The following is a 14,909-nucleotide window of genomic DNA, read 5'->3' as shown; positions in this document are numbered from 1 at the left end:
CGCCCCGCCCGTCACCAGCGACGCTGCATCCGTCACCGGCGGCGCAGAAGCTGACGAGGGGCGCAGCCATCGCTGCGCCCCCTGTCACGATCTGCGCCGGTCGCGCGAGAGGCGCGGGTATGCCGTCCGCGCGCCGAACGCTCGCCGGCTCACCGCCTCAGCGGCTCACCGCCCTAGCGGCTCACCGCCGTGTTCCCCGTGGCTCAGTCGCCGTGGGTCTCGGCGCGGATGGTGTCGGCGATCTTCTGCGCGTCGGTACGCGACGACATCCGCTCGGGCCGCGGCGCCGCCTGCACCTCCTGCAGCCCCGGCACCCCGTCCTCGATGACGAACGTCGCCCGCGTGAACGCCTCGGCACCCGGCGTCGTCACGAACGGCACGCACCGGAACCGCGCCGTCATCTCGGTCGGCGTGATCGTCGTCGAGACGTAGCCGCGCAGGTTCGTCCAGAACCGCAGGTTCGGGTTCCAGTCGGCCCACGGGTGACGGCCGTCGGCCTCGTCGTAGCCGTTGCCACCGGACGTGATCGACGACGTGACGAGCTCGGCACCGACCGGACGAGACGGGTCGATGGCGTCCCAGTCGAGGTAGACGTCGCTGGCCCAGTGCGCGTGCACGTCACCGGTGAGGACCACCGGGTTGCGCACCCCGGCGTCGATCCAGCCCTGGGTGATGCGGCGCCGCGACGCGCCATAGCCGTCCCACGCGTCCATCGACACGGTCGTCTTCGCCGTCGGGTCGTTGTCGCGACGACCGAAGAACACCTGCTGCCCGAGGATGTCCCAGCGCGCCTGCGACGAGCGGAAACCGTCGAGCAGCCACTGCTCCTGCTCCATCCCGGGCAGCGAACGCGCCGGGTCGTCGGCGGCCGGGCAGCTCTTGTAGCCGTCGCCGCATGCCTGGTCCGAGCGGTACTGCCGGGTGTCGAGCATGTGCAGGTTCGCGAGGTTGCCCCAGGCGACGCGGCGGTAGAGGTCGAGGTCCGGGCCCGCCGGCACCGAGCGCCGCCGCAGCGGCATGTTCTCGTAGTAGGCGCGGTATGCCGCGGCGCGCCGCTCGAGGAACCCGGGCTGTTCGACGGGACGGGACGCGATGTCGTCGGCGTAGTTGTTGTCGACCTCGTGGTCGTCCCAGACGACGAGCCAGGGCGCGACGGCGTGCGCCTCCTGGAGGTCGAGGTCGGTCTTGTACTGCGCGTGCCGCTGGCGGTAGCCGGCGAGGGTCTTGGTCTCGGGGCCGGCATGGGTGCGGCCGATGCCGGTACCGCCGCCCTCGTACTGGTAGTCGCCGAGGTGGAGGACGAGGTCGGGGCGCTCTTCCGCCAGCTCCTTGTATGCCGTGAAGAGACCCGCGGGGTAGTTCGAGCAGGACGCGAAGGCCATGTGCAGCGACGACGGCGACGACCCGAGCGCGGGCGTCGTGAGGGCGCGCCCCGAGCGCGAGAGGTGGCGGCCGAGGCGGAAGCGGTACCAGTACTCCCGCCCTGGCTCGAGCCCGGCGACCTCGACGTGGACCGAGTGCGCCCACGCCGGGTCGGCCTTCGTCGCGCCGGCGCGCACGACGTCGGCGAAGCCCTCGTCCGACGCGACCTGCCAGTTGACGACGTAGGTGGAGGACGGCATACCACCGAGACCGTCGGCGGCGAGCGGCTCGAGCGCGAGCCGGGTCCAGATGACGAAGCCGTCCGGCGCCGGGTCGCCCGAGGCGACGCCGAGCGTGAACGGGTTCGATGCCGGGATGACGGCGGCCGCGCTGGGCCGCTGGTCCAGGGCCGCGCTGGGCCGCTGGTCGAGGAGGACGGCGCCCGGGACGAGGGCGGCGGAACCGGCGACGAGGCCGGCGCGAAGGGCGGTGCGGCGAGTGGTCTGCATGACGTCCACCCTGTCGCGACGTCAGCGACGGCCCGGCGACCTCGGCGCGACGATCAGGTGAACCGATGGTCAGGACCGGACAGGTCGGGCGGCGAAGACCTCCCACTCCACCCGAGAAGGCTTGTCGGGTGGAGCGGGACGGTATCGGGTGACCCGATAATGCTGAGACCGGTGGGGTGCGGGCAGGAGGGGGCAGCCGGCGGACCGGGCTACTTGAGGAACTTGCTCGTGCGGCGGTCGGCGAGGGGTTTGCCTCCGGTCTGGCAGGTCGCGCAGTACTGCAGCGAGCTGTCCGCGAACGACACCTCGCGCACGACGTCCCCGCACTCGGGACACGTCTCACCCGTCCGGCCGTGCACCCGCATCCCGGCGCGCTTGGCGTCCTTGAGCTCGGCGGCCGGCTTGCCCGACGCCGCGAGGACCGCAGCGGACAGCGTCTCGCGCAACGCGGCATACAGCCGCTCGGTCTCCTCGTCGGAGAGCTTCGCGGCGATGGCGAACGGCGACAGCTTGGCGACGTGCAGGATCTCGTCGCTGTAGGCATTGCCGACGCCGGCGATGATCGACTGGTCGCGCAGCACGCCCTTGATCTGCGCGCGCCGCCCCTCGAGGATCTCACGAAAAGCGCTGAGCGAGAACGCATCCGAGAGTGGATCGGGCCCGAGCGAGGCGATCCCCGGCACGTCGCTCGGCGAGGACACGACGTATGCCGCGAGCGACTTCTTCGTCCCGGCCTCCGTGAGGTCGAAGCCGGACCCGTCGGAGAGGCGCACACGCAGGGCGATCGGGGACTTGCCCGGACGCAGCCGGGTCTCGGACAGCGCGTCGGACCAGCGCAGCCACCCGGCCCGGGCGAGGTGGAAGACGAGGTGCGTCCCGCCGCAGTCGAGGTCGAGGAACTTGCCGTGCCGGGTCACCGACTCCACCGGCGCCCCGACGAGCGCGTCCGGCGGCGGGTCGAAGGTCTTGAGCACCGAGATCGAGCCCAGCTCGACCCCGGTCACCGCCAGCCCGGACGTGCGAGCCGAGAGGAAGTCGACCAGGGCCTGGACCTCGGGCAGCTCGGGCACCGCTCACACCCCCCACATGTCGGAGGCCTCGAGTGCGCGCACCCCGGCGGACGCATCGGCGGCGACGTCGGCGCCGACGACGTCACCGGAGACGATCGGCCCGACGAGCCGGGAGAGCGCGTAGCCGTCCGGCGCGCGCACCACGGGGGCGGCGATGTCCTCGGTCGGAGCCGGGGCGAGGTCGTCGTTGGCGACGGGGATGCCGTGCGAGAGCACCTGCTCACCGACCGAGAGCTGGCGGATGGCGATGCCCCGGACCGCTTCGGGTCGACGCGACGCGAACTCGGTGTAGAGCTTCGGGTCGTTCTGTCCGTCGTCCCCGACGAGGAGCCAGCGCACGTGCGGCAGCTCGCGGGCGAGGCGGGCGAGCGCCGAGCGCTTGTGGTCCTGACCGGACCGGAACCAGCCGGTGTGGGTGGGGCCCCAGTCGGTGAGGAGCATCGGGCCGGGCGGGTAGCCGTTGCGCCGCAGGAAGCGGGTCAGCGACGGTGCGGTGTTCCAGGCGCCCGTCGAGAGGTAGATGATCGGCGCCCCCGGGTGCTCCTCCATGAGCCGGCGATAGAACGTCGCCATGCCCGGCACGGGGTGTCGGGTGCCCTCGGCCTTGACGAAGGTGTTCCACCCGGCGATGAGCGGGCGCGGCAGCGAGGTCGCGAGGACGGTGTCGTCGATGTCGCTGACGATGCCGAAGGTCTGCGACGTGCCGATGACGAGCACCGACGCCTGCCTCGGGCGGGCGAGCGGTGAGGAGATCTCCACCTGGTGCCAGCCCGGTCCGAGCCCGTGGCCGTGGATGGTGAGGTCGACGAGACCGGAGCGGTCGGTGCGGCCGTCGATGACCCGCTCACCGATGCGCACGCTCACGGGAACGTCGATGGCCGGCGCCGTGACGAAGGCGCGCCACCCGCGGGTCTCCTCGTCGGCCGACTTCAGCGACTGGACGCTGCCGGCCGCGTCACCGGACACCTCGCGCATGGGGTCGCGCGACATGAGGACGCGCGCGAGGACCCGCACGAAGGTGACGTTGCCGTAGCCCGTGTGCGGGACGATCTTCGTGCCCCAGCCACGCTCACGCAGGGTGTCGCTCTTGCGACGGTTCCACGCGTCCTCCACGAGGGCGGCGAGGTGCGGGCGGGCCATGAAGCGACTCTAGGCCGTCGGTGCGTCAGCCTGCCGGGGACCGCTCCGGACGGTGCCCGTCCGTCGTCTCGGCCGCAGCGGACGCGTCCTGCTTCATGACGCCGCTGATGACCTGCTCGGCGAGGTCGCGCACCTTGACGTTGCGGTTCTGCGAGACCTGGCGCAGCCACTCGAACGCCTCGTGCTCGTCGATGCCGCGCAGCGCCATGAGCACACCCTTGGCCTGCTCGATCGAGGCGCGGCTCGCCATGGCCTGCTCGAGCTGGCCGGCGAGGCGCTGCGCGCCGTCGAGGTGCAGCACCGAGACGAGCGCGTCCGCGGCCCGCTGCGAGGTCGTCCGCGCCAAGGAGATCTCGAAGTGCTCGAAGGCGTCCTCCTCCTTGCCATAGAGGTTGAGCGCCCCGACCGACTCACCGCCGCTGACGAGCGGGAAAGCCATGAGCGACTTCATCCCGTCGCGACGGACCGCCTCGGTGAACCTCGGCCAGCGGTCGTCACCCTCGGAGAGCGACGCGATGACCTCGTGCCGCTCCCGCGCCGCCTCGAGGCACGGGCCCTCGTCGAGCTGGTACTGGATCGCGTCGATCTCGAGCGTCGTGACGGTGGTGTAGGCAGCGGTCGACGGGCGGCCGTCGACGAGGAGCGTCACGCCCACCTCGTCACAGCCGTCGATGTGCTTGCGGGCGGCGTTGACGAGCCGGTCGAGATACTCCTGGAGCTCGTCGACGGAGGAGAGCACGCCGCCGATCTCGGAGAGCAGCGCCTCGTGCGGGGGAGTGACCGCTTCGGTACGGAGGTCAGTCATTCGGGATCCTTCAGGGCAGGGTTCAACCAGTATGACCTGCGCGAACCGGTTACGGGGACCCGTCCCGTTTGGCACCATGACGGGGTGAGTGGGGAGCCGAGCCAGCCCTTCGTGGTCGAGGTGATCCGGGTGCGCTGGCAGTTCGACTTCCGCGAGGTCTCCGAGGAGGAGGCCGCACGGCTGCGGCAACTGTGGGAGCGCTGTCGCGTCCCGAGTGCCGGGCCGGGTGACGAGGGCGTCGAACCGTTCGTCGTGCCCAGCGGTGACCCGTATGCCGTCTCGCGCGCCGTGACGCTCGCATCGCTCGAACGCCGCCGCGGCACCGCGATGCTGCTCCACGCCGCGGGCGTGAGCGACGAGGACCGTGCCGTCGCGCTCGTGGGGCGCTCCGGCGCGGGCAAGTCGACCGCGGTGACGGTGCTCGGGCGACGCTTCGGCTACCTCACCGACGAGACGGTCGCGATCGAGGACGACGGCACGGTCTCGCCCTACCCCAAGCCGGTGTCGGTCATCACCGACCCCGGGGCCCCCTGGGACAAGCACGAGCTCAGCCCGGACGAGGCGGACCTGCGGAAGCCGAGCGGGCCGGCATACCTCTCCTCGGTGGTCGTCCTCGCCCGCGAGGCGACCCCGTCCGAGCCGTCCCTCGAGCCGCTGCCCCTCGTCGAGGCGCTCATCGCCGTGACGGGACAGACGTCCTCGCTGCCGATGCTCGACCGACCTCTGGAGCGTCTGGCCGAGCTGCTCAGCCTCGGCGGCGGTCCCTATGTGTTGCGCTACCGGGACATCGAGGACTGCGTCGACCTCCTCGCCGACCTGCTCGCGGGCCGCGTCGGCGGCAGCGAGCGCGAGCCGTGGTTCACGACCCCGGGTCAGGCACGCACCGACATCGAGCCCGCGGTGAGCGACCCGGCCACCGGGCAGGCCGTCGACCGGGCCGTCGACCCGGCTCACGGCGAGACCGGCGCGGGAGGTGACGGTCCGGTTGACGGCGAGGCGAACGTTGCCGCGGCGGGGTCGCTCACCGACGACGTCCGGATCGTGCGCGGGCCCTGGTGCGACGCCCTGCACGGCGAGGGCGGCTCGGTCGTGCTCATCGGCGACGAGGTCGTCCACCTCGGCCCCATCGGGGAGGTCGTGTGGGGGCTCGCGGCGCAACCGGTGACGGTCGGCGAGGCGCGGACGGCGGTCATCGCGGAGTTTGGCGCGCACCCCGACGGAGCCGCCATCGTCGCCGAAGGCATCACGGCCCTGCTCGACAACGGAGTGCTGCGGCGCACCTGACCTCCGCAGCGCCCGGAGCGCCCGTAGTGCCCGTAGTGCCCGGACAGCGGTCACACAGCCGTCCCCAAGGTGTCATACAGAGTTCACCGGAGGGCCCGACCCCGGGAGCGGTGGCTCCATAGCGTCGAGGGCGGGCTGAATCCCCTGTTCCCCGCCACCGACGAAGGACCCGCCGTGACCACTCCCGTCCGTATGCTCCCGCTGCTCACCTCCGCCCACGAGGGCGGCCGCAGCTCGATGACCTGTCAGTACCGGTGCGGCAACGCCTGCGCCCAGGACGTGCCGAACACGTCCGACAACGAGTACTTCGGCGACATCGTCGCCGCCGGTGTCACCCGCCGGGCCGCGCTCCGTGCCGGAGGTGTCGGCGCCGCGTTCGTCGGCCTCACCGCGTGGACGCTGCCGCAGACCGCGGCCGCTGCCCCCGGCAAGGGCAAGGGCAAGGGCCTCGCGAAGAAGCCGGCCAAGGGCAGCGCGCTCGGCTTCGAGGGCATCGCCCCGACCCCCGCGAACGTCGACGCCGTCAAGGTGCCCGAGGGTTTCGCGTGGGCGCCGATCATCTCGTGGGGCGACCCGCTCTTCGCGGACACGCCTGCGTTCGACTTCGACAACCAGACGCCCGAGGCGCAGCGTGAGCAGGCCGGCTACAACTGCGACTACGTCCAGTTCCACCTCGGCGGCGCAGGCAACAACGGCGCCCACAAGGGCCTGCTCGCCTTCAACAACGAGTACACCAACGACGAGCTCATGTTCCGCGGCATCAGCTCCTCGGACGACCTCACCGACGAGCAGCTCGAGATCATCATGGCCGCGCACGGCATCACGATCACCGAGGTCGCCCGTCGCAACGCGAGCAGCGCGTGGCGCTGGGTGCAGGGCGGCAAGCGCAACCGTCGCCTGCACACGGACTCGCCGTTCGCGGTGACCGGCCCGGCCGCCGGCTCGGCCCACCTCCGCACGAAGGCGGACCCGCGCGGTGAGCGCATCCTCGGCACGCTCAACAACTGCGCCGGCGGCGAGACGCCATGGGGGACCTACCTCTCCGGCGAGGAGAACTTCAACCAGTACTTCGACGCCACCGGCGCCCCCGACCCCGACGGCAAGCTCAAGCGCTACGGCATCACCTCCAGCGGCCGCGGCTGGGAACGCGTCCAGGATCGCTTCTCGGTCACGAAGGAGCCCAACGAGGTCAACCGGTTCGGCTGGGTCGTCGAGGTCGACCCGGAGGACCCGACGTCGACGCCGGTGAAGCACACGAGCCTCGGTCGCTTCAAGCACGAGGGCGCGACGATCGCGCTCACCGCGGACGGGCGCGCGGCGGCATACATGGGCGACGACGAGCGGTTCGACTACATCTACAAGTTCATCTCGAAGGCGAAGTACGTCGAGGGCGACAAGAAGCACAACATGACGCTCCTCACCGAGGGCGACCTCTACGTCGCCAAGCTCACCGGTGACGGCGCCGCGGACGGCGAGTACGACGGCACCGGCCAGTGGCTTCCGCTCGTCGTCGACGGCCGGTCGAAGGTCCCCGGCATGAGCGTCGAGGAGGTCCTCGTGTGGACCCGCATCGCCGCCGACAAGGTCGGCCCGACGAAGATGGACCGCCCGGAGGACGTCCAGCCGAGCCCGGTCACCGGCAAGATCTACGCCGCGATGACGAACAACACCCGTCGCACGGCCGCCCAGATCGACGAGGCCAACCCGCGGGCGAACAACAAGCACGGCCACGTCACCGAGTTCACCGAGGACGGCGGCGACCACGGCTCGCTGACGTTCACGTGGAAGATCGTCCTCGTCGCCGGCGACCCGAACGACCCGCAGACGTACTTCGACGGCTACGACAAGTCCGAGGTGTCGCCGATCAGCTGCCCCGACAACGTCGCCTTCGACGGCGCGGGCAACCTGTGGATCGCGACCGACGGCATGCCGGGAACGCTCGGCTGGTGTGACGCGCTCTACGCGATGCCGGTCGAGGGCGAGGACTCCGGTGCGCTGCGGCAGTTCCTGTCGGTGCCGGTCGGTGCCGAGACGTGCGGCCCGACGATTCTCGGCCCGGACTCGGTCATCGTCGCGGTGCAGCACCCCGGCGAGGTCGACGGCGCGTCGCCCGACAACGTCGTCTCGCAGTTCCCGTACCGCGGGGACGGCCAGCCGCGTCCGTCGGTGATCCACGCCTACCGTCGTCACGGCCGCTGACCCTGCTGGACCTGTTTCTCGACTTATTGCCCGTTTGTGCCCTTCCCGGGACGGCGCACCCGCGCTGGGACGGCACAAACGGGCAATAAGTCGCCCCGCTGGTGTTGGGCCCCCGACCACGACCTGCGCCGTTGGCGCGACCGGCGCAGAAATGCGGCGCCGGCATCCGGGCGACGCGAACCCTTCCCGGGTGTCGGCGGACGGGTCTACGTTGAGCCGTATGGCGACGACACTCAACCCGTACATCCAGTTCCAGGACAACGCCCGCGAGGCGATGGAGTTCTACAAGAGCGTCTTCGGCGGCGAGCTGAACGTCTCGACGTTCGGCGAGTTCTCCGAGGGCAACCCCGACCACCAGGCCAACCCCGACGGCGTCATGCACGCGCAGCTCACGGCCCCCGGTGGCCTGACGCTCATGGGCGCCGACACCCCTCCCGGCATGCCGTCGAGCCAGGGCTCGCAGATCTCGATCAGCCTCTCCGGTGACGACGGCGACCAGCTGCGGCACTACTGGGACGGGCTCTCCGACGGCGGCAACGTCGCGGTCCCGCTCGAGAAGCAGATGTGGGGCGATGAGTTCGGCATGTGCGTCGACCGCTACGGCATCCAGTGGATGGTCAACATCGCCGGTGACCAGCCCTCCGGCCCACCCGACGCGGCGGTGTGACGGGACGGGTGAGCGCCCGGGCACTCCCCTCGCTGGCCGACGTCGACTGGCCGGTACGCACGGAGCGGCTGCTCCTGCGCCCGGCCACGCACGACGACCTCGAGGTCATCTGGCACGCCTGGCGGCGGCGCGAGGATGTCGGGCGGTGGATGAACAACCCGTGGCCCGACCTCGACGTCTACCTCGAGCGGCTCGGCGCGTCCGAGAAGCTCGCGACGATCCTCGCCGTCGAGCTGCACGACGGGTCCGGGTCTCGGTGGGACGGGCGGGTCGTCATGGACCTGCACGTCCGGGTCATGGACTCGTGGGCGCAGAGCGACGTCGTCGAGGCAGCTCGCGCCACGAAGGCGAACCTCGGCTGGTCGATGGACCCCGAGGTGCGCGGGCGCGGCCTCGCGACCGAAGCGGTGTTGGCGGCGCTGTCGGTCTGCTTCGACAGCCTGAGGCTGCATCGGGTCGAGGCGGACTGCTACGCGCCCAACTCCGCATCGGCGGCTCTCATGGAGCGTGTGGGGATGACGCGAGAGGGGCATCAGCGTGCTGTGACGCTGCACCGTGACCTCGGCTGGGTCGACCAGTACTCCTACGCCATGCTCGACACCGACTGGCAGACCCGGCAGGAGGCCCGACATGCCTGACGGCGGTATGCCGCTCGCGCGCCTCGTCGACGCGGCCGCCGCTCTCGCGGCGACCCGGTCGCGCACGACGAAGACGCAGGTTCTCGCCGAGGTGCTGCGCGACCTCGACCCGGCCGAGGCGGAGGCGGCGGTCGGGCTGCTGCTCGGCAAGCTGCGGCAGGGGTCGATCGGACTCGGCTACCGGACCGTGCTCGCCGCGAAGAGGTCGGCTGGGGTGCGCGGTGCTGGCGACACCCCGCTGACGGTGGCCGACGTCGATGCGGTGCTGGACGAGATCGCCGGTCTCGCCGGCTCAGGATCTGCGGGCGCGCGCAGTGCCGCGCTGACGGCACTCTTGGAGCGGGCGAGCGCGGAGGAGCAGGACTTCCTCGTCAGGGCGTTCACGGGCGAGGTCCGGACGGGTGCCCTCGAGGGTGTCCTCACCGACGGCCTGGCCAAGGCGGTCGGGCTGCCCGTTGCGGACGTGCGTCGGGCCGTCATGCTCAGCGGCTCGCTGCCGGGGACGGTGCGGTTGGCACTCACCTCGCCGGAGGCGCTGGCCGACGTCGGGCTGCGCGTCTTCACGCCGGTCCAGCCGATGCTCGCCTCCACCGCAGCGACGGCCGAGGCAGCGCTCGAGGTCACCGGCGAGGCGTCCGTGGAGCACAAGCTCGACGGCGCCCGGATCCAGGTGCACCGCGACGGTGACGAGGTGCGGGTCTACACGCGATCCCTCGCCGACGTCACGGCCCGCGTGCCAGAGATCGTCGAGGCCACTCGGGCCCTGCCCGTCGAGTCGGTCATCCTCGACGGCGAGACCCTCATGCTCGACGACGACGGCGCGCCGCGACCGTTCCAGGACACGATGAGCCGCTTCGGTGCCGGCGAGACTCGTGAGCAGGTCCTTGCGCCGCGCTTCTTCGACGTCCTGCACCTCGACGGTGAGGACCTCATCGACCGACCACTCCGGGACCGGCTCGCGACCCTGGAACGCATCGCACCGGCATACCGGATCGATGGTGAGGTGACCGCGGATCCTGCTGTCGCAGAACGGGTCTCGCGCGATGCGCTGGCGCACGGTCACGAGGGGGTGATGGTCAAGGCGGTCGACTCGCTGTATGCCGCCGGGCGTCGCGGCAAGCACTGGGTCAAGGTCAAGCCGGTGCACACGTTCGACCTCGTCGTCATCGGGGTCGAGCGCGGGTCGGGTCGGCGACAGGGGTGGCTGTCGAACCTGCATCTCGGCGCGCGCGACCCCGAGGGCGAGTTCGGGCCGGCGGGCGGGTTCGTGATGGTCGGCAAGACGTTCAAGGGTCTGACCGACGAGCTGCTGCGCTGGCAGACCGAGACGTTCCCCGAGTTCGCGACCGATGACACCGGGTGGGCGCTGACCCTGCGGCCCGAGGTCGTCGTCGAGATTGCCATCGACGGCGTGCAGCGGTCGTCGCGCTACCCGGGCGGGGTGGCGCTGCGGTTCGCGCGGGTCAAGAGGTATCGCGTCGAGGGTGCCCCCCGGCAGGGTGCGGTGCCCGACGTGAAACCGGCCGACGAGGCCGACACGATCCAGACCCTCCGCGCGATGCTCCGCGACTGAGCCGCCCGCTCACCGCCCGCGAAGAACTCACCCAATTGGACGCGCCGAGCGCAGCGGGTGGCCGCCCACCCGGGAAAAAGTCACCCAATTGGACGGTTCAGGACATGCGCGCGGGGATGCCGCCGCTCACCGTCGCGTCCCGAAGTCACCCAATTGGACGGTTCGGGACAGTCGCGACGACACGGTCAGGATGTGAGGACAGTTCGCGGGGTGGTCGAGGCGGCGGTGATGACGTCGCTCTCGGGGAGGCCGACGACGTCGATGCACCACCGCACGCAGTCCGCGAGCGTCGAGGTCGACCCGGCGATCGACCCCGGCTCACCGTCCGGCGAGACGAGCCGCGCCACCCCGTCCGCGACGGCGACGTCGAGCGACCCGATCCGGTAGGCGCCGTCACCGAGCCCCGTCGCGGCCATCGCATCGGACACGAGCGCGATCCGCTCCGGGCCGACCGTCTCGAAGACCATCCGCACGACGTCGGGAGCCAGGTGCACGCCGTCCGCGATGAGCTCGACGACGCAGTCGCCCCGCCCCGCGGCGGCGAGCGCAGCGGCGACGGGACCACCGGCGCGGTGGTGGAAGGGCGGCATACCGTTGAAGAGGTGCGTCACGAGCGGAGGGCGACCGCACGTGTCCGCGATCGTGGCGAGCATCGTCGAAACCGTGGACGCGTCGGCGTCCGTGTGACCGACCGCAGGCAGGATGCCGTGCCGCGCGAGCGCCGAGACGAAGGCGTCCGCGCCCGGCCGTTCCGGCGCAAAGGTCCACTGCACCAATGCATTCGGCGCGCCCGAGTCCGACGCCGTGGCGACCAGGGTCTCGACGAGCTCGAGGTCCGGGTCGGTGAGAGCCGACGGGTCGTGCGCGCCGCGGCGCTCCTCCGAGAGGAACGGCCCCTCGAGGTGGATCCCGGCGAGCTCACCCGACGCGACGAGCGGCGCCAGGGTCGCGACCTGGCCGACGAGCGTGTCGGGGTAGCCCGAGACCAGCGACCCCACGAGCGTCCCGACACCGGCGGCGTGGTGGTAGCCGGCAGCCGCTGCGGAGCCACCGGCGTCGTGCCCGAACTCGTGCCCGAGGGCCCCATGGCAGTGCAGGTCGACGAGGTCGACCCGTTCCACGCGCTCGAGGACGACGGCTTCCGTGGGTGTGTCGCTCACGGATCCCACCCTAGGGCTCGCCGGATGCGCGTCAGGTGGTGGCGAGCGCCTTCTCGATGTCGCCGGTGAGCGACTCGGGCTTCGCGGTGGGGGCGTAGCGGTCGATGACCTTGCCGTCGCGGCCGATGAGGAACTTCGTGAAGTTCCACTTGATCTTGCTGCCCAGGAGGCCCCCCTTCTCCTGCCGCAGCCACTGGAAGAGCGGGTGCGCGTCGTCGCCGTTGACGTCGACCTTGTCGAACATCGGGAACGTCACGCCGTAGTTGCGCTGGCAGAACGCGCCGATCTGCGCGGCATCGCCCGGCTCCTGCCCGCCGAACTGGTTGCACGGGAAGCCCAGGACGACGAGACCCTCGTCGCGGTAGTCCTGCCACAGCTTCTCGAGGCCCTCGTACTGTGGGGTGAAGCCGCACTCCGAGGCGGTGTTGACGACGAGCACGACCTTGCCGTCGTAGGCGGAGAGATCCTGTGGGTCGCCCTCGAGCGTCGTGGCCGAGAAGTCGGCGAGCGTGGCGTCAGTCATGGGTGCAGCCTAGGCGCCGAAGTTGAGGTGGCTCAGGCTCCTTTTCGTCGTTCTGTTGAGCGAGACTGCTCGTTGCCCGTACGATCTGATCAAGTTCGTGCAATTCCGTACTCACCTCCGGCGTGAAGGACTCCCATGACCCATCTCGAGCGCGAGATCGCGACCCAGCCCGACGACTGGGCCTCCGTCGTCGGCCGCCTACCCGAGGTCGCGCACCTCCTCCCCCAGCGCGGTGAGCGCGTCGCGACGATCGGGTGCGGCACGTCGTGGTTCATGGGTCAGTCGTATGCCGTCCTGCGTGAGTCCCTGGGTCACGGCGTCACCGATGCGTTCGCCGCCTCGGAGAACTTCCTCGACCGCGGCTACGACCGTGTCGTCGTCATCACCCGCTCCGGCACGACGACGGAGGTCATCGAGGTCGTCGACACACTGCGAGCGGCCGGCACCCCGCACGTCGCCATCGTCGCGACGCCCGGAACGCCCGTCGCGGAGGCCGCCGAGTCGACGATCCTGCTGCCCGAGGTCGACGAGCAGTCGGTGGTCCAGACGCGTTTCGCCACAACGGTTCTCGCCCTCCTTCGCGCTTCTCTGGGAGATTCGCTCGACGCGGCGATCAGCGACGCCCGCGCGGTGCTCGCCGAAGGTGACGACACGGCATACGACGGGCTCGTCGACGTCGAGCAGGTGACCTTCGTCGGTCGCGGCTGGACCAACGGCATCGCGAACGAGGCGGCGCTCAAGCTGCGCGAGTCGGTGCAGTTCTGGTCGGAGTCCTACCCGGCGATGGAGTACCGCCACGGGCCGATCAGCATCGCGGCGCCGGGGCGCGCGACCTGGGCGTTCGGCGAGGTGCCCGAGGGACTGGCCGACGAGGTGCGGCGCACCGGGGCGCACTTCGAGCACCGTGACATCGACCCGATGGCCGAGCTCGTGCGGCTCCAGCGCTTCTGCGTCATGCGTGCCGCGAAGGCCGGCATCGACCCCGACCAGCCGCGCAACCTCACCCGCTCGATCATCCTCGACGACGCCAGCTGATGCCGCTGTCGCCACTCGTCCCCGTCCTGGCCGCTGCTCGCGACGGCGGGCACGCCGTCGCCGCGTACAACGTCATCCAGATCGAGCATGCCGAGGCGTATGCCGTTGCCGCAGAACGCGTTTCGCTGCCAGTGGTCATGCAGATCAGTGAGAACGCCGTGAAGTATCACGGGTCGCTGCGCCCGATCGCGGCCGCGACCCTGGCCATCGCTGAGGCGTGCACCCAGCCCGTGGTCGTGCACCTCGACCACGCCGAGTCCGTCGACCTCGTCGAGGAGGCCGTACGCCTCGGGCTGACGTCGGTGATGTTCGACGGGTCGAAGCTGCCCGACGACGTCAACCGCGAGACGACGGCCCGTGTCGTGGCGCTGTGCCACGAGGCCGGGGTGAGCGTCGAGGCCGAGCTGGGTGAGGTCGGCGGCAAGGACGGCGTGCATGCGCCGGGTGTCCGGACCGACCCGCGTGACGCGGCGCAGTTCGTCGCGGACACGGGTGTCGACGCGCTGGCCGTGGCTGTCGGGAGCTCGCACGCGATGACCGAGCGGGTCGCGGTGCTCGACACCGACCTCATCGCGGACATCGCGGCCGTCGTGCCGGTGCCTCTCGTGCTGCACGGGTCGAGCGGCGTCCCCGATGACGGACTCGTCGCGGCGGTCCGGGCCGGCATGACGAAGGTCAACATCGCCACGCACCTCAACCAGGTGTGGACGACGGCGATGCAGCGCAGCCTCGAGGAGCGCCCCAGCGTCGACACGCGGAAGTACCTCGGGGCCGCCCGTGACGCCGTCGCCGACGAGGCCGCGCGCCTCCTCGAGCTCCTCGCGCTGCGTCCCTGAGCCCCCCAATTGGGTGAGATCGGGACGCAAAGGCGCGCACCCGGCACACCAGCCAACCCCGTCCCCAACCCCCCAATTGGGTGAGATCGGGACGCGAAGGCGCGCGCC

General features: G+C 71.1%; 13 protein-coding genes. 7 read left to right on the top strand and 6 right to left on the bottom strand.

Translation table 11 applies throughout. The features are described 5' to 3' along the window. Positions 1 to 203 precede the first annotated feature (203 nt). The 4 genes from BCF74_RS13905 to BCF74_RS13890 all read right to left on the bottom strand — a co-directional run bounded on the left by BCF74_RS13905 (position 204) and on the right by BCF74_RS13890 (position 4,886). Positions 204 to 1,871 (bottom strand): alkaline phosphatase D family protein, encoded by a 1,668-nt coding sequence (locus BCF74_RS13905; protein WP_106298598.1) that lies wholly within the window; start codon positions 1,869 to 1,871, stop codon positions 204 to 206. Positions 1,872 to 2,080: 209 nt separating this feature from the next. Next, positions 2,081 to 2,941, bottom strand: coding sequence for an Fpg/Nei family DNA glycosylase (locus BCF74_RS13900; protein WP_106298563.1), 861 nt, complete (start codon positions 2,939 to 2,941; stop codon positions 2,081 to 2,083). 3 nt (positions 2,942 to 2,944) lie between these two features. After that, positions 2,945 to 4,081: an App1 family protein phosphatidate phosphatase gene (locus tag BCF74_RS13895; RefSeq protein ID WP_106298562.1), complete on the bottom strand. Its 1,137-nt coding sequence runs from the start codon at positions 4,079 to 4,081 to the stop codon at positions 2,945 to 2,947. Positions 4,082 to 4,106: 25 nt separating this feature from the next. After that, positions 4,107 to 4,886 (bottom strand): GAF and ANTAR domain-containing protein, encoded by a 780-nt coding sequence (locus BCF74_RS13890; protein WP_170070255.1) that lies wholly within the window; start codon positions 4,884 to 4,886, stop codon positions 4,107 to 4,109. Positions 4,887 to 4,970: 84 nt separating this feature from the next. Here BCF74_RS13890 and BCF74_RS13885 point away from each other — a divergent pair, with 84 nt between their 5' ends. The 5 genes from BCF74_RS13885 to BCF74_RS13865 all read left to right on the top strand — a co-directional run bounded on the left by BCF74_RS13885 (position 4,971) and on the right by BCF74_RS13865 (position 11,247). Then, positions 4,971 to 6,170 carry a hypothetical protein gene (locus BCF74_RS13885; RefSeq protein WP_146132977.1) on the top strand — a complete coding sequence of 400 codons (1,200 nt, stop codon included), beginning with the start codon at positions 4,971 to 4,973 and terminating at the stop codon, positions 6,168 to 6,170. Positions 6,171 to 6,344: 174 nt separating this feature from the next. Further along, positions 6,345 to 8,369 carry a PhoX family protein gene (locus tag BCF74_RS13880; protein WP_106298559.1) on the top strand — a complete coding sequence of 675 codons (2,025 nt, stop codon included), beginning with the start codon at positions 6,345 to 6,347 and terminating at the stop codon, positions 8,367 to 8,369. Between the two features lie 220 nt (positions 8,370 to 8,589). Next, entirely contained in the window at positions 8,590 to 9,036 is a 447-nt protein-coding gene (locus BCF74_RS13875) for a VOC family protein (RefSeq protein WP_106298558.1), read from the top strand. 8 nt (positions 9,037 to 9,044) lie between these two features. After that, on the top strand, positions 9,045 to 9,674 hold the full coding sequence (locus BCF74_RS13870; protein ID WP_245889370.1) for a GNAT family N-acetyltransferase: 630 nt from the start codon (positions 9,045 to 9,047) through the stop codon (positions 9,672 to 9,674). Positions 9,675 to 9,681: 7 nt separating this feature from the next. Then, complete coding sequence (locus tag BCF74_RS13865) at positions 9,682 to 11,247, top strand: ATP-dependent DNA ligase (RefSeq protein ID WP_106298556.1); 1,566 nt, start codon at positions 9,682 to 9,684, stop codon at positions 11,245 to 11,247. A 185-nt stretch (positions 11,248 to 11,432) separates the two neighbouring features. Here the strand turns inward: BCF74_RS13865 and BCF74_RS13860 are convergent, their stop codons facing one another. Both BCF74_RS13860 and BCF74_RS13855 read right to left on the bottom strand, forming a co-directional pair. Then, the gene (locus tag BCF74_RS13860; RefSeq protein WP_245889369.1) at positions 11,433 to 12,407 is read right to left on the bottom strand and encodes an N-acetylglucosamine-6-phosphate deacetylase; all 975 of its coding nucleotides are present in this window, start codon (positions 12,405 to 12,407) and stop codon (positions 11,433 to 11,435) included. 31 nt (positions 12,408 to 12,438) lie between these two features. After that, the gene (locus tag BCF74_RS13855) at positions 12,439 to 12,930 is read right to left on the bottom strand and encodes a glutathione peroxidase (RefSeq protein WP_106298555.1); all 492 of its coding nucleotides are present in this window, start codon (positions 12,928 to 12,930) and stop codon (positions 12,439 to 12,441) included. Positions 12,931 to 13,065: 135 nt separating this feature from the next. Here BCF74_RS13855 and BCF74_RS13850 point away from each other — a divergent pair, with 135 nt between their 5' ends. Together BCF74_RS13850 and BCF74_RS13845 are read left to right on the top strand one after the other, a co-directional pair. Continuing rightward, complete coding sequence (locus BCF74_RS13850; RefSeq protein WP_106298554.1) at positions 13,066 to 13,965, top strand: SIS domain-containing protein; 900 nt, start codon at positions 13,066 to 13,068, stop codon at positions 13,963 to 13,965. Beyond that, positions 13,965 to 14,801 carry a class II fructose-bisphosphate aldolase gene (locus BCF74_RS13845; protein ID WP_106298553.1) on the top strand — a complete coding sequence of 279 codons (837 nt, stop codon included), beginning with the start codon at positions 13,965 to 13,967 and terminating at the stop codon, positions 14,799 to 14,801. The genes BCF74_RS13850 and BCF74_RS13845 overlap by 1 nt, the downstream gene beginning before the upstream one ends. Positions 14,802 to 14,909 lie beyond the last annotated feature (108 nt).

The organism is Knoellia remsis, from assembly GCF_003002895.1.
Taxonomy (GTDB): domain Bacteria; phylum Actinomycetota; class Actinomycetes; order Actinomycetales; family Dermatophilaceae; genus Knoellia; species Knoellia remsis.
Note: the sequence above shows the minus strand (reverse complement) of the source record. Positions and strands in the feature narration are given on the sequence as shown.